A 22,377-nucleotide genomic window follows, 5' to 3' on the forward strand; every position below is an offset into this window, starting at 1 on the left:
TTTTCAATTTAAAAACGAAGATAGTTTATAATAGGGGATTTTGAAAATGTAAATTTTGATTTTATTATCGTTTTATTTGGCGATATTTTTAATTATCGCTTAATTTGACGATAATCGTTATTATCGCTTAATTTGACGATAATTTTTGTATCTTGCATTAAAATTCAAATTTATGAAAGCAGTAATTACAGCTGATATTATGCGTTCCAGAAAAGTGCCTTCGGTATTATGGTTGGCTGATATAAAGGCGGTTTTAAATAGCTATGGTAATGAGCCTAAAGATTGGGAAATCTATCGAGGAGACAGTTTTCAGTTGCTTGTTCCTGCTGAAGATGCACTCGAAATAGCATTGTTGATTAAAGCTACTATCAAACAGCACAAAGAGCTCGATGTGCGCATGGCAATAGGTGTGGGGAATATTGATTATAATGCCGATAAAATAACGGAATCCAATGGTGCTGCTTTTATCAATTCAGGAGAATGTTTTGAAAGATTGAAAAAACAGACATTAGGCATACAAACGCCTTGGGCTGAATTTAATTCAACTTTTGAAGTTATTCTTTCTTTTATGCTTATGGTTGCTGATAACTGGACGAGTACTTCTGCGGAGGTTATTAAAAAAGCATTTGAAAATCCGGAGATTAATCAAAATCAATTGGCTACAGTGTTGAATAGAAAAAGCCAAAGTTCGATAAGTGCTTCGCTAAAAAGAGCGGGTTATGAAGAATTGAAAAATATGATTGCATTTTATAAACAAGAAATCAAAAAACAATGGTAGCATTTTTTTTAAGTTTGCTTTTAGCGCATTTAATAGGCGATTTTTTGTTACAGCCTACCGCCTGGGTGAAAGACAAAAAGAAGAAAAAAATTAAATCGAAGTATTTGTATTATCATGTAGGTGTGCATTTATTGCTGTTGTTGATTACAACACAATTCAATAGCTATTATTTACCGGGGATTCTTTTCATTGCTTTGAGTCATCTTGGGATTGATTGTGCCAAATTGTATTTTGAAAAAAAGAAAACTGCAAAATTCTGGTTTTTTGCCGATCAGTTGATGCATTTGACGGTGATTGCGGCAGTGGTTTATTGTTATTTCCCATACCAAATACCTATTTCAAATTTGTATTCACAGCAAAATCTAGCTTTGATTACCGCTTTGGTTTTGGTGACTTATGTGAGTGCAATCATTTTAAAAGTGCTGTTGTCAAAATGGAGTGAACAAATTATAAAAACGGATAATACCAATAATGCCGGGAAATACATTGGGATTTTAGAGCGTTTGTTTATTTTCTTTTTTGTGTTGATTAATTTTTGGGAAGGAATCGGTTTTTTATTAGCTGCAAAATCTATTTTCAGGTTTGGTGATTTGAAAGAATCCAAAGATGTTCGATTGACCGAATATATTTTGATAGGAACTTTATTGAGTTTTGGATTGGGAATTCTTTGTGCGATGCTTTATAAGAACTTTATAGTTTAACCGAAGCGCAGATTTTTTTACCACAAAGTTTCGCAAAGTTTTACGCGAAGCTTCGCGAAGAATTAAAAAAATCAGTGTGAATCTGTTTTATATATCCGTGGTCTAGTTTTTAACGAAAAGTTTCGCAAAGTATTTTTTTAATATTAGCTAGAATCTGCTAAATCTGCGTGCTTATATATTTTTACGCAGATTTAGAAGATTCTGGCTGATTGTAAATATCGATGAGATTAAAATCTTTTGATTATAAAAATCAGGCAGGAATTTGCTGGCTTAAGCAGTGCAAAGTCCCGAATCCCCAAATCAAATCTATAGCACTAATACCAATAATTTCTCTGTCCGGGAAACATTCCGCCAGGATATTCAATGCTTTTCTGTCGTTTACATCGTTAAAAGTTGGAACTAAAACACAGTTATTTAAAATCAGGAAATTGGCATAACTCGCAGGTAATCTTAAGTCTTCAAAATCCAGACGTTTTGGCATCGGTAAAGTCACAATTACAGGCGATTTTCCGTCTTCCAGTTTAGCATTTTGCAAACGTTTTAAATTGTCTTGTAAAGGTTTGTAATTGGCGTCGTTAGGGTCGGTTTCAACGATGGTCACAATAGTGTCTTCGTTTACAAATCTCGCCAAATCATCAATGTGACCGTGAGTATCGTCGCCTTCAATTCCGTCACCTAGCCAAATTACATTGGTTACACCTAAATATTCTTTAAAAACGGCTTCGTAATCTTCTTTAGTAAAACCAGCATTACGCACTTGAATACTTGGGTGCATCAGGCATTCTTCGGATGTTAATAAAGTACCACGACCGTTTACATCAATGGCACCACCTTCTACAATTACTGGTTTACCTTTATAAATAACCTGAGTTAAAGGCATTTTTAAGAAATCAGAAACTTTGGCAGGAACGTGTTTGTCCAGTTGGTAATTTTTATATTTCGCCCAACCGTTGAAGTTGAAGTTTAAAGCTTCTCTTTTACCGTCCTTATAAACTACAATAGAACCAGAGTCACGCATCCAACTACGATTGGTTTTCTGGATGATAAATGAAATTTGATTCAAGTTTACGCGGGCTCTTTCGAGCATATCGCTTACTTTAGTTTTTAGTTTTTCGTCGATAACTACCAAAAAGACTTTTTCATAAGTAGCCACTTTTTTAATAAACTCCACAAATGCCCATTGAATCGCTTCGTATTTTCCTGGCCAATCGTTTCCATTATGTGGAAAACAAAGTAAAATTCCTTCTTGTTTTTCCCATTCAGCAGGAAAACGTCTGTTTGTAGTTGTCATAAAAAATGGCTAAAAATTATAAGACCGCAAATATAAACATTCGCAAGGATTATAAAAATGGAGGTTTGAAAACAATATTTATTTTTTCAGGCTTAAACTTGTGCAAAAAATCTTCCTTTATAAATAACTCAAAAGGTAAATTTATGTATTATGTTTGATTGAGTTTTTTCGAGAAGAACGCTGTTTCGTGTTTTTTCAGGAAGTATTTATGATTTTTTTATTAGATAAAGTGATCCTTAATTTTAAGAAAACAAAGACAAATTATTCAAAAAGTGCTAAAAAAGTAGAGTAAGCTTGGCTTTAAAATTGAAAAATAATATTTTTTTTAGAAAGTATAAATAATAAAATTTTGATTTTAACTTTTTGATAGTCAAAATAGTACTGGTTTTTCTAGTCGTCTTGTAAGTAAAAATGCCAATAAAAGTGTGAATTATATAACTTCAATATAACAATTATCAGAATTATATGATTTATATTTGCCCTGATTTTAAAAATTAAAAAAATAAATAATCATGAAAAAGAAATTTGCCTCTTTATCCTTGTTATTACTATCATTTGCTGCAAGTGCTCAGGATATGTCAACACCTACTAAAAAAACTCTTGAAAAAGATCAGTTTGATAAGTGGTCTATTGAATTAAATGGTGGTGTGAACAAACCATTGAGAGCTATGACAGCAGGTTATTCTACTGCTACACTAAATCCTTTTCACGCTGATTTAGGAGCAAGATATATGTTTAGTCCTAAATTTGGTTTGAAACTTGATTTTGGATATGATAAATTTCAAGAGCGTGATAATACTGCACCATTTGAAAGCAAACTAATCAGAACAAGTTTACAAGGGGTTATCAATGTAGGTAGAGCTTTAAACTTTGAAACATGGACTAATACTATTGGATTATTAGCACATGGTGGATTTGGAGTTTCTCAATTATCAGCAGATAACGGTTTTAAAGGAAAAGATTACATGGGACATGGAATTCTTGGTTTAACTGGACAAATTAAATTGAGCAATAGTGTTGCTTTGACTGGTGATTTATCAGGTCTTGTTTACGGAAGACAAAACTATAACTTCGATGGTAAAGGGATAGCTCATACTGGTTCTTTAGATGGAGTAACGCTTAATGCATCTGTTGGTTTGACTTTTTACTTAGGTAAAAAAGAAAAACATGCTGACTGGGTTGGAGATGCTGACAAATACGATGCTTTAGAGCAAAGAGTTGGATTAATCGAAACAGGTCTTATCGATTCTGATAAAGATGGTGTAGCTGATTTATACGATTTGGAACCAAATTCTATTGCTGGTGTAGCTGTTAATACAAAAGGACAATCTATTGATAATAATAAAAATGGAGTTCCAGATGAATTAGAAAGCTATTTAGATAAAAAGTATGGACAAAATACTAATACTACTGTAACTAATAGTACAGTTGAAGAGTTAATTAACGGAGGATATGTAAATGTATATTTCGATTTTAATTCGTCTAAACCAATAAATTCATCTTTATCAGGAGTTGACTTTTTAGTTAAATACTTGAAAAATAATCCATCTAAAAAGGCAGATATCATTGGATATGCTGATGAAGTAGGAAGTTCAAGTTATAACCAACAATTATCTCAAAAAAGAGCTGAAGCAGTTAAAAGTATTGTAATCAATGCTGGAATTGACGCTTCAAGATTAACTGTAAAAGGTAATGGTGAAGATGCTTCTGTAAATAAAAATTCTCAACAAGCACGTCAAATCGTGAGAAGAGTTACTTTTCAAGTGAAGTAATTTTTACAAATAAATAATTTAGAAAGCTGTTTCGACTAAGGTTGAAACAGCTTTTTTTTTGTGCCTTATTTTTCGGATTGTTTTTGATGCGTTAATCTAAGAATAATTATGTGTACTATTTTTCCTGTGAAATTAAAGATTTCATAATAATGACTTAATCCAAAAGCTTTATCCGAAATCTATTTTTGTCCGAAACAAAAAAATAGGAAATATGAAAAATTTTGGGATTTCATTATTAGCGGCTCTTTTTATTTTATGCAGTTGTGAAAATGATAAAGGAAATGGCGATAATCAAGAGATTGAAGTAAACGAAGATGTTGCCAGTTTCAAAGAAATAGGAACCATCACTGTTGGTGGACTAGCTGCAGCTGAAATCAGTGCCTATGACGAAACGACTAAAAGACTTTTTACGGTAAACAATAGTGCCACCAACCAAATTGATGTAATCGATTTATCAGATCCAATTAATCCTAAAAAATTAGCTGTAATTGATTTGTCTGTTTACAGTGGTGCTTCAAATAGTGTGGCTGTTTATGACGGGAAATTGGCAGTAGCTTTAGAGTCGACTACCAACAAGCAAGGAAATGGAAAAGTAGTGGTTTTTAAAACTTCTGATTATAGTTTGATTAAAGAAATTACCGTGGTTGCTTTGCCTGATATGGTAACTTTTTCGCCAGACGGAAAATACATTATTTCGGCTAACGAAGGCGAACCAAATGCAGATTATTCTGTAGATCCTGATGGAACAGTTTCTATCATTGATGTGACTAATAATTATGCTGTAACAACATTGAATTTTGCCGCTTTCGAAAGTCAGTTGGCTACATTGAGAACCAAAGGATTCAGGGTTTCTAAAACGGCTAAAAGTTTTGCTGCCGATATTGAACCGGAATACATCACTATCTCAGCCGATTCTAAAACAGCCTGGGTTACTTTGCAAGAAAACAATGGAGTGGCTAAAGTAGATTTGGCAACAAAAACAATTACGTCTATTTTCGGATTGGGTTACAAAGATTTTAATTCTGCCGAAAACGGAATTGATGTTAGCGATAAAGACTTAGTTGTTTCATTTACTCCCTGGAAACTAAAAGGATTGTTTATGCCTGATGCTATTGCAAGTTATGTTGTAAATGGAACTCCTTATTTTATTACAGCCAATGAAGGTGATGCCAGAGAATATGGAACTTATGCGGATGTTGCCCGTTTAAAATCATTAAACTTAGACGCAACTGTTTTTCCTGATGCTGCCACTTTAAAAGCAGATGCTAAAATGGGACGTTTGAATTTGGTTTCAACAGAAGGTGATACAGATAACGATGGGGATTTAGATGAATTAATTAGTTTTGGAGCACGTTCGTTCACCATTTGGAACGGAAATACAGGAAGTCTGGTTTTTGACAGTAAAAACGATTTAGACAAACGTTCGAATGATTTTGGTACTTATGATGATACCCGTAGTGATGACAAAGGTTCAGAACCGGAAGCTGTGGTGGTAGCCAAAATGGGAAATAAAAACATTCTGTTTGTAGGTCTTGAAAGAACTGATACGGTTATGGTTTATGATATCACTAATCCATCGGCTCCACAATATTTGCAAAGTATAAAAACAGGTGATGCTCCTGAAGGCTTATTGTTTATTCCTGCTTCTAAAAGTCCTAATAAAAGAAGTTTGTTAGTGGTAAGTAGTGAAGGGGATGGGGTTGTTAAGTTTTTCCAGCCTAATCTACAATAAATTTATTTACATGTCTTTTAAAACAAAATGGACTAAGGCAATGTGCTTTAGTCCATTTTTTATTCTTTAAAGTTTTACCACAAAGATTCGCGAAGGAGACACGAAGACTCACAAAGCTTTTATTATATCTAACCGTAAGGTACATAGTTTTAATAAAGAGAAATATGTGTGTCAATAAAAACTTAATCAATCGCTCTTTTAGTAATATCTCCAAAAGCATCAATTCTTCTGTCTCTGAAGAACGGCCAGTTTTGACGAACATTTTCCTGTAAGTCTAAATCCACCTCAGCAATTAAGATTTCTTCTTTATCGTGAGAAGCCTGTGCTAAAATCTCTCCTTGTGGACCACAGATAAAGGAAGCTCCCCAAAATTCAATTCCGGCAGTATCCGGTAAATATTGCTCTAGACCAATTCTGTTGGCAGCAGCTACATAAATACCATTGGCTACGGCATGTCCTTTCATCACGTTCATCCAGGCTCCATATTGGTTTTCGCCGTATTGCTCTTTTTCTTGTGGATGCCATCCAATAGCTGTTGGGTAAAATAAAACCTCAGCACCTTTTAAAGCTGTCAAACGGGCAGCTTCCGGATACCATTGATCCCAACAAATTAAGGTTCCAATATTTCCTTTTTGAGTTCTATTGTTTTTAAATCCTAAATCACCAGGTGTGAAATAGAATTTTTCGTAAAATGCAGGATCGTCCGGAATGTGCATTTTGCGGTATAATCCAGCTTCAGTTCCATCGGTATCAATAATGTAAGCACTGTTGTGGTAGATTCCAGCCATTCTTTTTTCGAAGAAAGGAACAATAATAACTACTCCTAATTCTTTGGCTAATTCGCTAAAAGCAATAAAAGAAGTGCTGTATAAAGGTTCTGCTAAGGCAAAATTGTCTACATCTTCACTTTGACAGAAATAATGACTGCTGTATAATTCAGGTAACGAAATAACTTCTGCACCTTGACTCGCCGCATCACGAACCCAACTGATACATTTTTTCAGGTTGTTTTCGGCAATGTCATTCAGATTTAGTTGGATAACAGCAATTTTGTATTTTTTATTGGGCATGGTAGTATTTTTTAGATTGCAAAAATAGGTATTTTTATGAAGAGTAGAAATATTGCTATTTAGAAAAGTTTCGACGTTAATGATGGGATTTGCTGAATTTGAACTTGGAATAAACGGTTGATTTTACATTTATAATTTAAAAATGTGCTGTAATTCAAATTTATATATATTTTTGTCAGAAAATTATAGAGCTTGTTTTTATGATAAAAATTCCTCGGATTGCGCATTTTTTTATTGTATTCATTGCTGTTATGGGAGTCAGTTCTCTAGTAGCTAATAATCTGGATACGAATACCGGAATTGAGGTTTTAGCACCTACTGTAGATTTTACTTTTAATAATAACAACAGTTGTTCGGATACGCCTATAACATTTGTTCCCATTATAAGTGGTGATTCGCCCTATACTTATAATTGGGATTTTGGAGATGGAACCAGTTCTACCAATAGTAATCCAACCCATACTTTTACGGCTTTAGGCTGTGGTATTCAAAATTTCAGTGTTAAACTAACAGTTACAGATAGAAACGGATTGAGTAATTCAGTTATTAAAACGGTTTCAGTACAACAAAAACCCGATTTAAAGTTTGTAAATTTAAATGCGGGTTCGAGTTCTGTTTTTGAAAGATGTGGCGATAATAACTCGAGTCTTAGTTATTCGATTAATGTTGGTAATAGTTCCGCTTCGACCACTTGTATTACTTCTTATAATATCGATTGGGGTGATGGCAGTACAGAAACCAATGTTAGTTTTCCAAAACAACATACCTATGCACGATTGGGCTCTTTCAATATGATTATTACTGCTGTTGGAGGAAGTGGATGTAATAACAGTATTTCGTATATCGTCAAGAATTCCAATAATCCCGTTGGAGCTTTGATTGCTCCGGGAAATACAACCAATTTTTGTGTTCCTTTGGCTCCTATGAATTTTGCTATTGGTTCCTGGGCGTTGAATCCAACCGATACGAGATATCAGGTGAATTATGGTGATGGTTCTTCTGCCAGTTATACCCAAACTCAATTAGAAAGTTCTACTTATTATAATGCTGCTAATCCGGCCGCTTCACAAAATTTTCCTATTCCGCATACTTTTACGCGATTCAATTGTCCAAGCGGAAATACAGTTATTTTAACCATAACTAATTCTTGTGGAAGAACCGATTTATCGGCAGGCCCAATTATTATTTTAGATAAACCTATTGTGAGTTTTAGTTCGACAAGTATTGCCTGTGTGAATTCGGCAGTATCATTCAGTAATACCACTGTGGCTGGATATACAAATAACTGTAGTACAGTAGGGGTTTACACCTGGGATTTTGGTGATGGAACTGCTGTTTCAAATAGCGTAAATCCTAGCCACGTTTATACTTCTCCGGGGTCTTATACTGTAAAATTAAATGCTGTAACTCCTTGTGGTGTTGGAGTAGAATATAGAAGAACCATTTGTGTGGAACCGATTTTACAGCCTGATTTTACTTATGTTAAAGCTTGTATCAATTCTAATACACAGATTACCAATACTACAGATACCCGTTTAGCCTGTGGAGCTCAAAGCTATTATTGGGATATAACTTATTATACAGATCCTTATTGTGAAAATAAAACCCCAAGTTGGTATTTTACTGCTGGAACAGGCTATACTTCAAAAGATCCGGTAATTAACTTTACTGTATCAGGAACATATTATCTTAGATTGAGAACAATAAACTCCTGCGGTATTGAGCGTGAAATAACAAAAACAATTGAGGTCAAGAAACCACCAATTATCTCTTTAGATCCTATTTCTGATTTTTGTAATTCGGCAACCATACATCCTGTGGGGAAAGTAATTGAAAATTGTGCTCCAAGTTCGGAACTGACATATTCATGGAGTTTTCCGGGAGGAACGCCATCGAGTTCTACTTCTTTTGATCCGGGTTCAATTAATTATTCTGTCAGTGGAAATTATACGGCTACTTTTAGTGTTACCAATAGTTGCGGAACAGTTTCAAAAACGGAAAACTTCTCAGTAAACACAGTTTTATCACCTATCATTTCGGCTAAATCTGCTGAAATATGCAGTGGTAGTAGTTTTACGATTACTCCAAGAAGTGGAGGAGGCGATAATGTGCCTTCTGGGACTACTTATATTTGGTCAACTCCTGTTGTTTCTCCTTCAGGAGCGGTAAGTGGTGCATTTGCACAATCGAATCAAACAACTAGCATTAGTCAAAGTTTAACAAATAATACTGCTAATCCAGCAACTGTTACCTATACAGTTTCACCTACAGCAGGTAGTTGTCCTGGACCTGATTTTAAAGTTACTGTAAAAGTGAATCCTTTAATAAATGCCAGTCCTGTAATTAGAAATTCGAGTTGTTTTGATGCAAATGATGGGGCGATTAATCTAACGGTGAGTGGTGGAATTCCATTTCCTACAGGATCTCCCTATCAATTTTCCTGGACAGGGCCTAATCAATTTACAAGTACGGCTGAGGATATTTCGAATCTGGCACCGGGAAATTATAACCTGAGAATTACTGATAATGGAAGTTGTCCTTTCTCAGCGACATATACGGTAAATCAACCAGCTAAATTTAGTTTTTCAGGAGTTAAAAATGATATTTCCTGCAACAATTTAAATGACGGACAAATTAATTTGAATGTAAGCGGAGGAACAGCGCCTTATACTTATGTTTGGACAAAAGACGGAAATCCTTTTTCTACATCGGAAGATATTCGAAATTTGGCTGCTGGCGTTTATCATGTGAAAATTACCGAGACCAGAAATTGTGGAATTTTGGAAGAGACTTATACCATCATCAATCCGCCTGTTCTTGTTGTTACTTTGGCCAGTCAAAAAAACATTCTTTGTTATGGCTATTCTACAGGAGAAATTGATGTAAATGTTACAGGAGGTAGAGCTGTAGAAACTAGTCCGGGAGTTTTTAATTATACTTATTTATGGACTGGACCTAACAGTTTTACAAGTACCTCAAAGAATTTGCGAAATGTGCCTGCGGGGACTTATAATTTAAGAGTGACCGATAATTCAGGCTGTAGGGACAATTTAACGGTTGTTTTGACTCAAAATAGCGAAATCAAACTGCAATACACTAAAACGGAGATTGCCTGTTATAATGATGCCAATGCCTCTATTACCATTACTGATATTACAGGAGGAGTTCCGTTTGCTAGTGGAGATCCTTATATTATCAAATGGAGTAATTTAGGAACGGGAAGAGTACAAAATAATTTATCGGCAGGAACTTATATTATTAGCATTGAAGATGCTTTAGGGTGCCCAAAGCAATTTCCAATTACCATTGATAACGTTCCTGTGTTCTCGATAAATCCTGATGTAAAACAAATTTCTTGTTTTGGAGGAAATGACGGTCACATTCGATTGAATCTGGTAGGAGGTGTTGCTCCAATAAAATTAGTTTGGAGTGATAATTCTACTGCCGGAACGGAACGAAATAATCTTGGCCCCGGAAGATATTCAGTAACCATTACCGACAAGAAGTTGTGTACCATACAGCAAACTTTTATTATAAAAGAACCATTGGCAATTGAGTTAAGAGCTGATGTATCCAATCCGTTGAGTTGTTTGAATGCCAATACCGGGGCAATTAATCTAATCGTTACCGGAGGAACACCACCGTTTACCTATGCCTGGTCTAATGGTGCTAAAACCGAAGATTTAATTAATTTACCACCTGATAATTATATTGTAAATGTTACGGATGCCAATGGTTGTAAGGCTACCAATTCCTGGAAAATTATCCGATTTGAGCAATTAACACCTAGCGTTGAAACCATAACCGATTATGATTGTGATACCAAATATGTCAAGCAAACCTTTGTAGGTCATGTAAAAGGTGGAATTCCGCCTTATAAACTGAGTTGGTCTGACGGTGTGGTTAGCGGAAGTAATAATCAAATCATGAATACCAATAACAATGGTTTGATTGTTTTTAGTGTTGAAGACAGTTTTGGTTGTAAACAAGATTTGCCTTTCAAGGTTAATACTCCCGTTTTAGGGAATCCTAATTTTTCGTATGCTTCTTATGGCCATGATGTTTACAATTTGTATTCTATTTTTGATCCTATTTTGTTTACCAATTTAGCTACAGGGGATTTTACCAATATATCTTGGGATTTTGGTGATGGTAATTTTTCAGATGAAGAAAATCCGTCACATATTTATACCAGAGTGGGGACTTATACCATAAAACAAACAGTTACTTATCCTTTTGGTTGTCAATATGTTTATACTACCACTATTACTATTGAAAAAGGCTATAGTGTAACCATGCCGACGGCTTTTTCACCTAATAATGATAGAATTAACGATAGTTTTGCACCGGTATTTTTAGGTTTTGTCGAAGTTACCTTGCATGTCTATGATACCTGGGGAAGTTTAATTTACAGCGAAACTGGCGAAAACATAAAAGGGTGGAATGGAAAAGTAAAAGATTTAGATGCCGAAAATGGCAATTACTACTTTAAATTGTTTGCTAAAACATTCTACAATCATACCATTACCCAAGAAGGAGCTTTTACATTAATCAAATAAAAGAATGAAATTACAAATGAGAATTAAATTATTTATTATCCTGATTTCGTGTTTCTTTTATTCTAATGTTAAAGCACAGGATCCTGTTTTTACCCAATATTTTTTAGTGCCGGAAACCTTAAATCCAGGATTTACAGGATTCATGGAAACCACTTATATGGGAATAATTCATAGGGAACAATGGCCTGATTTGAATTTGAAAATCGATACCGATTATGTTTTTTTGAACACTTGGAGTGACGAAATGAATAGCGGTCTAGGAGTTAGTTTTTTAAATCAAAGAGAGAATCTTACCAATTATAATTTCTCCCAACTTAATGCTAATTACGCTTACCGTGTTCGTGTAAGTGACGAATGGGATTTTAGACCTGCAATAGAAGTTGGTTTTGGATACAAATCCTTTGCTTTTCAAAATTTACTCTTAGAAGATCAGATTAATATTAGAACAGGAATCAATAATTCGACTTCTATTGATCCTGCACTGAAAAATGACAAAGTAAGTTTTTTTGATATCGGGGCAGGGATGGTTTTTAATACTGATGATTTATGGATTGGTTTATCGATGAAACACCTTAACAAACCCAATATTGCTTTTAACAAAGACGGAAATGTACCATTGAACACTTTCTTCTCTTTGAGTACGGGATATGAATTCCTCTTAGCCGATTATATCGACGTGCAGTTTTTTCCTTATGCCACTAAGATGTTTGCTACGGCTAACTACATGCAGCAAGGACGTTACAATCGCTTAGATATTGGAACTTCCATATTGTTTGAAAAGATGTTTTTTGGCGTTACTGCTGTCACTAATCCTGCTAAAAACGGAATCGATGGTCATTTGCTTACCTCTGTGAATCTTTTTACAGGATTGCAATATGATCATTTGCGATTAGGACTTTCGTATGATTTAAACACTACCAAAATAGGAAAAACAGGAGGTGTTTATGAATTGTCTTTAACCTATCAATTTAACCTGGACAAAAAATGTTTTGGCTGTCCTAATTATACGGAAAGATAATTTTCCGAAATAGTCTTAAATAATTACAATAGGATATTATTTCTTGCCAAACACTTTTTTGAATAGATTTACAATCGCTAAAACCACAAATCCGAAGAGAAGTCCAATGATAAATTCTTTTACAATAGAAGGCAATTGTGGAGCGAAATGATGTAAATAATCAATGTTATGCACAAAGATTCCGCCGGCAACCATAATCAAAGCGATTGTCCCGATTACAGACAAACTTTTAATGACTTTAGGTAAGGCTTGTACCAGGATATTCCCTATAAATTTCGCAGCACTTCGTTCTTTAGAACTCAGCTGAATCAATTTTAAACCTGCTTCATCCATTCGTACAATCAGGGCAACAATACCATAAACACCCACGGTCGCCAGAATTGCAATTATCGAAACTACAGCAATTTGTTGTGTTATAGGTTGCCCAATAACAGTTCCCAGCGCAATAATTACAATTTCTACCGATAGAATAAAATCAGTAACTATGGCCGATTTTATTTTATCTTTTTCAAGTGCTAAAATTTCTTCTTCGGTAAAAGTTTGCTCTGTGATTTCTATTTTATCGTGATGACGATGAAAAAAGAACTCGTGTATTTTTTCGGCACCTTCATAGGCTAAAAAAAGTCCTCCCAGAACTAAGATGATGATGATTGCCAAAGGAAAAAAAGCACTCAATAAAAATGCTATGGGAAGAATGATGATTTTATTGATTAGCGAACCTTTGCTGATAGCCCATAAAACGGGTAATTCTCTGGAAGAAGCAAAGCCCGAAGCTTTTTCGGCGTTTACAGCCAAATCATCCCCTAAAATCCCAGCTGTTTTTTTGGCAGCCACTTTGCTCATTACGGCTACATCATCCATAATTGCTGCGATATCATCCAATAGTGCGAAAAAACCTGATGCCATTAAATTTGTTTTAAATAACTACTTTGTAATGTAAAAAATACCCAAGTAGTTTAGGTTGTTTTATTGTTGCGAAACTACTATTTTTTGATTGAATTTTAGTATAAAATTAATCATCATCCTAATCCTCAAAATTCAAAAAATCATCGGGATTAAAAGGGATGTCGTCATCGGGATCTTTGTCGTGGGCGTTTACCCCTGGCGGGTTAAACAATCCCCAACTGTCTTTGATGTAATTCCAAACATCAAAACCGGCAACCCAATCAATAAATAAGAGTCGGAATTCGTCGATTTCTTTTCTTAATAAATGAATGTAATCCTGATCAGAAATAGCTTCTTCAAAACGTAAACTTCCTACTTGAACATAAAGTTCTCTGGCAGCTTTTCGGATAATGGTTGCATTCTCCATTTTCAAATCGTACAATTCGACAGCCTGGGCTCCCGCAATTTTAGCAGGAATTATCATGGCGTTTTCCATCATGAATCGAACCGTGGTTTCCTGAAGAAATTCATTGTCAGCAGGAACAATTTCGACTAATCCTCTTGTGATTTTATAAATTTGTTCCGCTTTTTGATACAAAGGAAATTGATGTAATTCGTCTCGTTTTGACATTAGTTTTTCAGTTTGGGATATACAGGAAGAGGAACAAATTCGGTTTCACCTTTTATTTTGTCAAACTTTTGTTCCGTCCAGTTTTGTTTGGCCTGTTCAATCAATTCCGGATTGCTTGAAACAAAATTCCAGTCGATAAAACGTTCTTCTGGATAGGCTTCGCCACCAAAAATATAGATAGTCGAATTGGGCTTTATCGTAAATTCACAAAGAGAACTATTTTTTGCCACCAATATTTGTTTAGGACCGTATTTACTGCCATCGTTTTCAATACCGCCTTCCATAATATAGAGACCGGCTTCGCCATATAGATGCTGACCGATATTTAGTTTTTTCTCCGTAACCGATTTGATTTCTATCATATACATTGGGCTGTACACCGGCACTTTGGATTTTTTGCCAAAGGCTTCACCTGCGACTAATTTGAATTCCACATCATCTTCTTTCCAGGATGGAATTTCGCTGCTGTCAATATGAAAAAACTCTGGATTCATTTGTTCCAAATGTTTTGGCAAGGCTACCCAAATTTGTAAGCCGTGCATGTTTTTTTCAGAATGGCGTAAATATTCGGGAGTGCGTTCGGAGTGTACAATGCCTTTCCCGGCTGTCATCCAGTTGACTTCGCCCGGTTTTATTTCAACTTCATTGCCCAAACTATCGCGGTGCATAATACTGCCTTCAAATAAAAAAGTAAGTGTAGAAAGACCAATATGCGGATGTGGCAGGATATCAAAATTCTGACGTTCATTCATTTTTACAGGTCCCATGTGGTCTATGTAAATAAATGGACCAACCATGCGTTTTTGACGGAAAGGCAGCAATCGGCCTACCAGAAAATTTCCTATATCGGCAGCGCGTTCTTCAATGATTAGGTTGATATTTGACATAACGATTAATTTTAGTTTAGCGATTTAATAGATAACAATTCTGTTCGAATGAGCTTTTGTTACAAACAAAAATAACTTAAAAAATGCTGTTTTTAATCTGTTAGGTGAAATTATTAAAAATGTCAGTTCGAGTGTTTTTTGTTCCGTCCCGACACTTCGGGACGGAACAAAAAATGTATCGAGAACCGTTTTTAATGAAATTTTTCTTGTTCTCGATACAATCCCGCCCAAAAGCGGGATTACTCGAACAGACGAAAAAATTTCATCAAAAACTAATTTCACCCAATTGAGGACATGGTTTAAATAGTTTCAATTACACTTTCTTGTAATCTTCTGGATTTTGGGGTTGTTTCTAATCGGTTGAAATCGTCATCCGAAGCGTAACCTACAGCCATTGCAAATAGTGGTTTGTATGCCGCCATGTTAAGAATGTCTTTGTATTTATCCGATTCGATGCCTTCCATCGCTGTCGAATCCAGACCTAAGGCAACACTGGCGGTCAAACCTACTCCCAAGGCAATATACACCTGTTTGGCCAGCCATATTTTTAAATCGGATTCCGGCATACTTGCTTTCATTTGATTGTACCAATCCTTTCTGGCTTGTGGTAATTCGTTTTCTACTACTTTTTGAAAAGCATCCAAATCATCGGCTACACTAAAAACCACCAATAATTGCGCCTGGTTTATTTTTTCGGTATTATGCATCGAAACCGTGGCTAATTTGGCTTTCATTTCTGGGTTTTGTACAAAAGTAAATTTCCAGGGCTGGATGTTGATTGAGGAAGGAGTGAGGCGCAAAATTTCTTTTAAATCCTCGATTTTTTCTTGTGGTATTGCCTTGTGAGCGTTGTATTTCTTTGCAGTATATCTTTTTTGTATTAAATCTAAAATATTCATGACTCTATTTTTAATGTTTGAATAGCTGCAAAGTTAAGTCAATGCTTCTATATTATTTGTAAAGCCATTTTTTAATTAATTTGGTATAATTAGGCATCAGCCAATACACCATTATGAAAACAATGCATCCGGAAATAAATAAGGAGTTGATAAATTTATTATCAGGAAAGTTTAATGTTTTTAAAATTGGTAATACAATCAAAGGAATTAAAATGGATAAAGGGTAAATAGCTGACCAAGTGACTAAATATTGTTTCCATCGAACAGGGACTTTTTGACTTTCATTCTCAGTATCAAAAAGGAAATCTAAACCAGATTTGATAAGATATTTATCATCTTTAGCCATAAAAGGTTTCACTTTTTCAATGAGACTTTTTCTCTCCTTAGACTCCATCCAGTTTTTTAGGTTTTCAATGGTATCAAATCTAATAATTATAGTATAATTGAAAGTTAAATTGGGAATTGGCCGAATTATTTGCCAGTCGATGTTGCCTGCAAAGCTTCTGCATATAGGACCAATTTCATTGAGCCAATCTTCATATTGCTTTTGTTTTCCATCTAAAATATAATGGTTAATTACAACTGATGCACCTTGATTTTCCATTTAAAATATATTTATCAGTAATTGAATTATAGCTTGACTTTGGTAGTTTTTTTATTGGAATGTTTACGAAGTCAGGAGACTTCGCTGAGCAGGGTGGCGAAGTCAGGAAACTTCCAAGACCTGAACTAAACTTGTTGATTGTCTAATTGATGCTAATAGGTATTTGATATTGAACTCTGACTTTTTCACCATTTTTTTCTCCAGGCTTCCATTTTGGAAACATTTTGATAACTCGAATAGCTTCTTCTCCAGTTCCATGTCCTATATCTTTAGTTATTTTGACATCTAAAATTGAGCCGTCAGTTTCTACAATAAAAACAATATAAATTTTTCCTATTATTTTTTCTTTACTTTCTGGTATCTTGTAATTTTTAGCAATGAAGCTATACATTTTTTCACCTCCACCAGGAAATTCTGGTTTGACATCAATTTCAGCGGTTGTGAAATATTCTTTTTTTAAAGCTTTCTTATCTACATTTTCTTGAGAAAATAAATTTTGAGTAAGTAAACATAAAAATAAAAAGAGATAATTTTTCATAGTTCGTTTTTTTGTTGGTTATAGGTTTATAGCGTTTTTGTACTACAGTAGGTTTAGTTTATATTTATTACTCAGCGTGTGTGGCGAAGTCAGGAGATTTCGCAAAACTGGGTAGCTATTTTTTATTCATCTTTTAATTTCCATGTTTTTGAAACTGCTGCTAACATTAACCATGGTTCAATAATGATATTAATTATCGAATGCGAAACGATACAAGGTCCTATGTTTCTATTACCAACTAGATATACAATTGCTAATCCAAACCCTAAAAAGGTTGTTGCAATAAATGCTCCTTTTAAAAATCGTTTTTCCTTACTAAATAATCCCCAAGTTATATGAACTAATCCAAATGCAAGTCCAGAAACTATTATTTGTATTATAGCTCCGTAGCCTAATTTCATTAACAAATCCATTAACCAACCTCTAAATACAACTTCCTCTACAATTCCGCCTACAATAGTCATTAGTCCAACCATTTTGAATAATGATATTTCTCGTTGCATTTTATGAACAAACGGAACAACTTTAAAAGTATAAATGACATAAGAAATAGTCAATATTAGTGCTACAATCCATGCCGTTATTGGTGCTAATGTTTCAATTGACAATCCTAAATTCTCAAACATGGGAATTTTATAGCTTATTAAATGCATCAAAATTGGACTAAACATAAACAAACTCATTGATAGTATTATTAATCCAGTTTTTCTTCTGTTTGATTTTTCAGTGATCTCCATTTTATTTGTTTTATTGAAATCCAAATATATCGTTTTTTTCTTATAAATAATTTTAAAGTCTTTCTTATTTGTAAGGTAATTTGGGATACGATATTATGGAAATAAAAACGTTCTCTCTAGCCCTGATCGAGCCGATATCCTCGTAGCGCAGCGCAGAGATAAAGACGAGAGCAGGAGGGAAGTACTTATGGAAAACTATCGTTATGCTCCTAAAAAAAAACACCAATCTCTCGACTGGTGTTTTCTAGGAATTTCTTGTTTAATTGAGCATCTCGACTACGCTCGATGTGACAAAATTATTTTACTTAATGAATCTTAATTTCATAATGGTTTAAAAATTCAAACTTCTTCTGTTTCACTTTGATTTCTAAAAACCAATTGACCGTCAAAAGAGTCCAAAAGGATAATGCTGTCGGTAGTGATTTTTCCGGACAGTATTTCTTTAGACAACTGGTTCAAAACCTCTCTTTGAATCACACGTTTTACGGGACGGGCACCAAATTGCGGGTCGTATCCTTTCTCAGATAAATAGGCAATGGCTTCCGGTGTGGCGTCCATAGTGATGCCTTGTTGTGCCAGCATTTTAGTAACCGATTTCAGTTGTAAGCCTACAATTTGTGCAATATTAGCATTGGTCAACGGCGTAAACATCACGATTTCGTCAATACGGTTGATGAATTCCGGGCGAACGGTTTGTTTCAACAAGCCTAAAACTTCCACTTTAGCAGCTTCGGTTGCGGCTTCGACACCACCTTTTAGATTTTCAAATTTCTCCTGTATAATCTGGCTTCCCATATTAGAAGTCATAATGATAATGGTGTTTTTGAAATCGGCAAGGCGGCCTTTATTGTCTGTCAAACGTCCTTCGTCCAAAACCTGCAACAAGATGTTAAAGGTATCGGGATGTGCTTTTTCTATCTCATCGAGCAAAATCACGGAATAAGGTTTTCTACGCACGGCCTCGGTCAATTGCCCACCTTCGTCATAACCCACATATCCCGGAGGCGCACCCACCAATCGGCTCACGCTGTGACGTTCCTGATACTCACTCATATCAATACGGGTCATGGCGTTTTCATCGTCGAATAAATATTCGGCCAGGGCTTTGGCCAATTCGGTTTTACCGACACCGGTTGTTCCAAGGAACAAGAAAGTACCAATAGGTTTTTTCATGTCCTGTAATCCTGCACGGCTTCGGCGCACAGCATCGCTAATTGCCTCGATGGCTTCTTCCTGACCCACTACACGTTTGTGCAATTCTTCTTCCAGATGTAATAGTTTTTCTCTTTCGCCCTGAAGCATTTTTACTACTGGAATTCCGGTCCATTTGGCTACTACTTCGGCAATGTCTTCTCGGGTTACTTCTTCTTTAATAAGCGAAGAACCGGACTGATTTTCCTGTAATTGTTTTGTTAAAATATCTAAACGCTCTTGGGCTTCTTTGATTCTTCCGTATCTAATTTCGGCTACTTTTCCGTAATCTCCCTCACGTTCAGCGCGCTCGGCCTCGTACTTAAAGTTTTCGATTTCCGTTTTTACCGTTTGGATATTATCGACTACGTCTTTCTCAGATTTCCATTTGGCGAAAATTTTATTTCTATCTTCTTTAAGATTGGCTAATTCCATTCCCAAAGACTTGAGTTTACTCTCTTCTTTTTCTCTTTTGATAGCCTCAATTTCGATTTCGAGTTGCATTACTTTTCGATCCAAAACATCCAGTTCTTCTGGTTTCGAATTGATTTCCATACGGATTTTTGAAGCCGCCTCGTCCATTAAGTCGATGGCTTTGTCCGGTAAAAAACGATTGGTAATGTAGCGTTGTGACAACTCCACCGCAGCAATAATTGCCTCATCCTTAATTTGTACCTTGTGATGGGTTTCGTATTTTTCTTTGATACCACGCAGAATCGAAATCGCACTTTCGGTATCGGGTTCTTCAATCATTACTTTTTGGAAACGTCTTTCAAGCGCTTTGTCTTTTTCGAAATATTTTTGGTATTCGTCCAAAGTGGTTGCTCCAATAGCACGCAGTTCACCACGAGCCAAAGCCGGTTTCAGGATATTCGCCGCATCCATAGCACCTTCGCCACCTCCGGCACCAACTAAGGTGTGAATTTCGTCAATGAAAAGCACAATATCTCCTTCGGCAGAAGTTACTTCTTTCACCACCGATTTTAAACGCTCTTCAAACTCTCCTTTGTATTTGGCTCCGGCAATCAAAGCTCCCATATCCAATGAGAAAACGATTTTATCTTTCAGGTTTTCAGGAACGTCGCCATCAACAATTCGGTGTGCCAATCCTTCGGCAATGGCAGTTTTACCCACACCAGGTTCACCAACCAACATTGGGTTATTTTTGGTACGACGGGTCAGAATTTGTAATACACGTCGGATTTCTTCATCACGTCCAATTACCGGATCCAGTTTTCCTGATTTGGCTAATTCGTTCAGGTTTTTGGCATATTTATTCAAAGAATTATAAGTTTCTTCCGCGGATGCCGAAGTCACTCTTTCTCCTTTTCGCAATTCTTCAATAGCCGCTTTCAATCCTTTTTCGGTCACCCCCTGATCTTTTAAAATTTGGGAAACCTTAGATTTTGAAGCAAAAATGGCCAGAATTAAATGTTCGATGGAAACATATTCATCGTTCATTTTTTTAGCAATAATTTCTGCTTCGTTTAAAGCAGTATTCGCATCACGGGAAAGCATAATGTCGCCACCGGAAACCTTAGGAAAGTTTTGAATGCTGCTATCCAAAATTTGCAAAAATAATGGCACATTTACATTGAGTTTTTTCAAAATAAAAGGCGCTACATTTTCATCTACTTCAAAAATAGCTTTGAAAATGTGTTCATTCTCAATTTGTTGCTGACCGTAACTTTGAGCCAACTGTTGAGATAGCTGAATGGCTTCCTGCGATTTAATTGTAAATTTATTGATGTTCATTTCGTTTTTTAGATTTGGTTTAAACTAATTAATTAACTTTGCAGAAAATGGGACAAATTATATTCCATTGTAAATTTAAGGACAAAAAGGCGTAAAAAACCTGATTTTTATCAGTTTTTAATGTCAAAAAGTCAGAAAATAAGTCAAAATATGAGTTTTTTAAAAAATATTTTTGGGAGTGAGGAAACTCCAAAACAACAGGAAAGCAAAATGAATTGGGAAATATTGACCGATGTTGATCAGTTAGGGGAAATTATTTTTAATTCGAATGAGAAACCGGCGGTGATTTTTAAACATAGTACCCGTTGCAGTGTCAGCAGAATGGCACTAAAACAGTTTGAAAACGAGTTTGACTTGCAGGATAAAATTACACCATACTTTTTAGATTTAATTACGTATCGCGAAATTTCGAATGAAATAGCCAATCGTTTTAATGTATATCACGAATCACCACAAATCCTTTTAATAAAGGATGGTCAGTCGGTTTATGATGCTTCACATTCAGATATTGATGCAGGAGATTTGAGTGATAAGCTGTAGATTCATCTTTGTCAAAGTTTTAAACTTTAACAAAAATATATAATCCTAAATCTTTTAATAAATTAAAACAAATGAAAGTAAGGAAATGGTTAATAGCCGGAATATTTGCTGTTCAATTATTAAGTTCTTGTGAAGCAGTTCGCATTAGTGAAATTTCAAATTATAAGGATTCAGAATTTGTTTTTGGTTCCAATAAAACTGCATTACTTGTTGGTAATGATGATATATCGATAAATGAATTTACCAAGACATTTAGTAAAAAGTATAAACAAAAGCACGATTTTGTTAAGCAGTATGATAGTTTATGTGCAATTACATTGAAACAAGAAAATATTTTTGGTGAAATAAAACATGATAAATCTTTTGAATTCGTTTCCAATGATCCTTTGACATTTACCCAAGAGCAACAAAAAAAGGTGGATTCATTATTTACAAATACAAAAGCTGATTACCTGATAAGAATTTCTGGCCATGAAATCACAAACAGTATACAAGGAAGTCCTGGTATGCCTGTGGCAATGTCTGGCGAGGAGGTATGGGTATGTCTGCAGGTACTCAAAGTGAAAGTTGTATTATAAATTCTCATTTTCAGATTTATGATATAAAGACACGAAAAAAAGTATTGGATTTCGTATCTAAAGGAAGTGGTGGCGTTGCTTTTTTTGCATTTGAACAAGCCTTTGTAAATGCCATGAATAATTCAGTCAAAAATTCAGCGGTATATCTAAAAACTGGAAAGTTAAAATTTTAAATAAAAAAAATCCATAAATACACTTTATGGATTTTTTT

18 protein-coding genes are annotated in these 22,377 nt (G+C 35.0%); 8 read left to right on the plus strand and 10 right to left on the minus strand.

All coding sequences use genetic code 11. From position 1 onward, the window contains the following. Positions 1 to 172 precede the first annotated feature (172 nt). Positions 173 to 778, plus strand: coding sequence for a transcriptional regulator (locus EOD40_RS12325; protein ID WP_128195962.1), 606 nt, complete (start codon positions 173 to 175; stop codon positions 776 to 778). Further along, positions 772 to 1,479: a DUF3307 domain-containing protein gene (locus EOD40_RS12330; protein WP_128195963.1), complete on the plus strand. Its 708-nt coding sequence runs from the start codon at positions 772 to 774 to the stop codon at positions 1,477 to 1,479. Before EOD40_RS12325 ends, EOD40_RS12330 begins: the two co-directional genes overlap by 7 nt. 250 nt (positions 1,480 to 1,729) lie before the next feature. Here the strand turns inward: EOD40_RS12330 and EOD40_RS12335 are convergent, their stop codons facing one another. After that, positions 1,730 to 2,770 carry an agmatine deiminase family protein gene (locus EOD40_RS12335; RefSeq protein ID WP_128195965.1) on the minus strand — a complete coding sequence of 347 codons (1,041 nt, stop codon included), beginning with the start codon at positions 2,768 to 2,770 and terminating at the stop codon, positions 1,730 to 1,732. 512 nt (positions 2,771 to 3,282) lie between these two features. Here EOD40_RS12335 and EOD40_RS12340 point away from each other — a divergent pair. Together EOD40_RS12340 and EOD40_RS12345 are read left to right on the plus strand one after the other, a co-directional pair. Then, positions 3,283 to 4,542 (plus strand): OmpA family protein, encoded by a 1,260-nt coding sequence (locus tag EOD40_RS12340; RefSeq protein WP_128195968.1) that lies wholly within the window; start codon positions 3,283 to 3,285, stop codon positions 4,540 to 4,542. A 211-nt stretch (positions 4,543 to 4,753) separates the two neighbouring features. Beyond that, positions 4,754 to 6,274, plus strand: a complete 1,521-nt coding sequence (locus EOD40_RS12345; RefSeq protein ID WP_128195970.1) for a choice-of-anchor I family protein — start codon at positions 4,754 to 4,756, stop codon at positions 6,272 to 6,274. Between the two features lie 182 nt (positions 6,275 to 6,456). Here EOD40_RS12345 and EOD40_RS12350 read toward each other — a convergent pair whose 3' ends face one another. Beyond that, positions 6,457 to 7,344 carry a carbon-nitrogen hydrolase gene (locus tag EOD40_RS12350; RefSeq protein ID WP_128195972.1) on the minus strand — a complete coding sequence of 296 codons (888 nt, stop codon included), beginning with the start codon at positions 7,342 to 7,344 and terminating at the stop codon, positions 6,457 to 6,459. Between the two features lie 200 nt (positions 7,345 to 7,544). Between EOD40_RS12350 and EOD40_RS12355 the strand changes: the two genes are divergently transcribed. Next, entirely contained in the window at positions 7,545 to 11,903 is a 4,359-nt protein-coding gene (locus EOD40_RS12355; RefSeq protein WP_128195973.1) for a PKD domain-containing protein, read from the plus strand. A 4-nt stretch (positions 11,904 to 11,907) separates the two neighbouring features. After that, positions 11,908 to 12,921 (plus strand): PorP/SprF family type IX secretion system membrane protein, encoded by a 1,014-nt coding sequence (locus tag EOD40_RS12360; RefSeq protein WP_231129625.1) that lies wholly within the window; start codon positions 11,908 to 11,910, stop codon positions 12,919 to 12,921. A 36-nt stretch (positions 12,922 to 12,957) separates the two neighbouring features. Here EOD40_RS12360 and EOD40_RS12365 read toward each other — a convergent pair whose 3' ends face one another. The 8 genes from EOD40_RS12365 to clpB all read right to left on the minus strand — a co-directional run bounded on the left by EOD40_RS12365 (position 12,958) and on the right by clpB (position 21,048). Continuing rightward, on the minus strand, positions 12,958 to 13,827 hold the full coding sequence (locus tag EOD40_RS12365; protein WP_128195975.1) for a DUF808 domain-containing protein: 870 nt from the start codon (positions 13,825 to 13,827) through the stop codon (positions 12,958 to 12,960). Between the two features lie 118 nt (positions 13,828 to 13,945). Then, complete coding sequence (locus EOD40_RS12370) at positions 13,946 to 14,437, minus strand: hypothetical protein (RefSeq protein WP_128195977.1); 492 nt, start codon at positions 14,435 to 14,437, stop codon at positions 13,946 to 13,948. Continuing rightward, the gene (locus EOD40_RS12375; protein ID WP_128195978.1) at positions 14,437 to 15,324 is read right to left on the minus strand and encodes a pirin family protein; all 888 of its coding nucleotides are present in this window, start codon (positions 15,322 to 15,324) and stop codon (positions 14,437 to 14,439) included. The genes EOD40_RS12370 and EOD40_RS12375 overlap by 1 nt, the downstream gene beginning before the upstream one ends. A gap of 299 nt (positions 15,325 to 15,623) precedes the next feature. Further along, positions 15,624 to 16,223 carry a nitroreductase family protein gene (locus EOD40_RS12380; RefSeq protein WP_128195980.1) on the minus strand — a complete coding sequence of 200 codons (600 nt, stop codon included), beginning with the start codon at positions 16,221 to 16,223 and terminating at the stop codon, positions 15,624 to 15,626. Between the two features lie 52 nt (positions 16,224 to 16,275). Beyond that, positions 16,276 to 16,827 carry an antibiotic biosynthesis monooxygenase gene (locus tag EOD40_RS12385; RefSeq protein ID WP_128195982.1) on the minus strand — a complete coding sequence of 184 codons (552 nt, stop codon included), beginning with the start codon at positions 16,825 to 16,827 and terminating at the stop codon, positions 16,276 to 16,278. 142 nt (positions 16,828 to 16,969) lie between these two features. Then, complete coding sequence (locus tag EOD40_RS12390; protein ID WP_128195984.1) at positions 16,970 to 17,365, minus strand: energy transducer TonB; 396 nt, start codon at positions 17,363 to 17,365, stop codon at positions 16,970 to 16,972. A gap of 122 nt (positions 17,366 to 17,487) precedes the next feature. Then, positions 17,488 to 18,102, minus strand: a complete 615-nt coding sequence (locus tag EOD40_RS12395; protein WP_128195986.1) for a CPBP family intramembrane glutamic endopeptidase — start codon at positions 18,100 to 18,102, stop codon at positions 17,488 to 17,490. Between the two features lie 339 nt (positions 18,103 to 18,441). After that, on the minus strand, positions 18,442 to 21,048 hold the full coding sequence (clpB, locus tag EOD40_RS12400) for an ATP-dependent chaperone ClpB (protein WP_128195988.1): 2,607 nt from the start codon (positions 21,046 to 21,048) through the stop codon (positions 18,442 to 18,444). A gap of 150 nt (positions 21,049 to 21,198) precedes the next feature. Between clpB and ytxJ the strand changes: the two genes are divergently transcribed. After that, the gene (gene ytxJ, locus EOD40_RS12405; RefSeq protein ID WP_128195989.1) at positions 21,199 to 21,588 is read left to right on the plus strand and encodes a bacillithiol system redox-active protein YtxJ; all 390 of its coding nucleotides are present in this window, start codon (positions 21,199 to 21,201) and stop codon (positions 21,586 to 21,588) included. A 71-nt stretch (positions 21,589 to 21,659) separates the two neighbouring features. Continuing rightward, complete coding sequence (locus EOD40_RS12410) at positions 21,660 to 22,166, plus strand: hypothetical protein (protein ID WP_128195991.1); 507 nt, start codon at positions 21,660 to 21,662, stop codon at positions 22,164 to 22,166. Positions 22,167 to 22,377: the final 211 nt, after the last annotated feature.

Origin of the sequence: Flavobacterium sufflavum, assembly GCF_004016525.1 — a bacterium.
Lineage (GTDB): Bacteria > Bacteroidota > Bacteroidia > Flavobacteriales > Flavobacteriaceae > Flavobacterium > Flavobacterium sufflavum.

Bases quoted from the DNA above. Each gene is read 5' to 3' on its own strand.
- EOD40_RS12325 (WP_128195962.1), top strand. From the start codon at position 173: ATGAAAGCAGTAATTACAGCTGATATTATGCGTTCCAGAAAAGTGCCT.
- EOD40_RS12330 (WP_128195963.1), top strand. From the start codon at position 772: ATGGTAGCATTTTTTTTAAGTTTGCTTTTAGCGCATTTAATAGGCGAT.
- EOD40_RS12335 (WP_128195965.1), bottom strand. From the start codon at position 2,770: ATGACAACTACAAACAGACGTTTTCCTGCTGAATGGGAAAAACAAGAA.
- EOD40_RS12340 (WP_128195968.1), top strand. From the start codon at position 3,283: ATGAAAAAGAAATTTGCCTCTTTATCCTTGTTATTACTATCATTTGCT.
- EOD40_RS12345 (WP_128195970.1), top strand. From the start codon at position 4,754: ATGAAAAATTTTGGGATTTCATTATTAGCGGCTCTTTTTATTTTATGC.
- EOD40_RS12350 (WP_128195972.1), bottom strand. From the start codon at position 7,344: ATGCCCAATAAAAAATACAAAATTGCTGTTATCCAACTAAATCTGAAT.
- EOD40_RS12355 (WP_128195973.1), top strand. From the start codon at position 7,545: ATGATAAAAATTCCTCGGATTGCGCATTTTTTTATTGTATTCATTGCT.
- EOD40_RS12360 (WP_231129625.1), top strand. From the start codon at position 11,908: ATGAAATTACAAATGAGAATTAAATTATTTATTATCCTGATTTCGTGT.
- EOD40_RS12365 (WP_128195975.1), bottom strand. From the start codon at position 13,827: ATGGCATCAGGTTTTTTCGCACTATTGGATGATATCGCAGCAATTATG.
- EOD40_RS12370 (WP_128195977.1), bottom strand. From the start codon at position 14,437: ATGTCAAAACGAGACGAATTACATCAATTTCCTTTGTATCAAAAAGCG.
- EOD40_RS12375 (WP_128195978.1), bottom strand. From the start codon at position 15,324: ATGTCAAATATCAACCTAATCATTGAAGAACGCGCTGCCGATATAGGA.
- EOD40_RS12380 (WP_128195980.1), bottom strand. From the start codon at position 16,223: ATGAATATTTTAGATTTAATACAAAAAAGATATACTGCAAAGAAATAC.
- EOD40_RS12385 (WP_128195982.1), bottom strand. From the start codon at position 16,827: ATGGAAAATCAAGGTGCATCAGTTGTAATTAACCATTATATTTTAGAT.
- EOD40_RS12390 (WP_128195984.1), bottom strand. From the start codon at position 17,365: ATGAAAAATTATCTCTTTTTATTTTTATGTTTACTTACTCAAAATTTA.
- EOD40_RS12395 (WP_128195986.1), bottom strand. From the start codon at position 18,102: ATGGAGATCACTGAAAAATCAAACAGAAGAAAAACTGGATTAATAATA.
- clpB (WP_128195988.1), bottom strand. From the start codon at position 21,048: ATGAACATCAATAAATTTACAATTAAATCGCAGGAAGCCATTCAGCTA.
- ytxJ (WP_128195989.1), top strand. From the start codon at position 21,199: ATGAGTTTTTTAAAAAATATTTTTGGGAGTGAGGAAACTCCAAAACAA.
- EOD40_RS12410 (WP_128195991.1), top strand. From the start codon at position 21,660: ATGAAAGTAAGGAAATGGTTAATAGCCGGAATATTTGCTGTTCAATTA.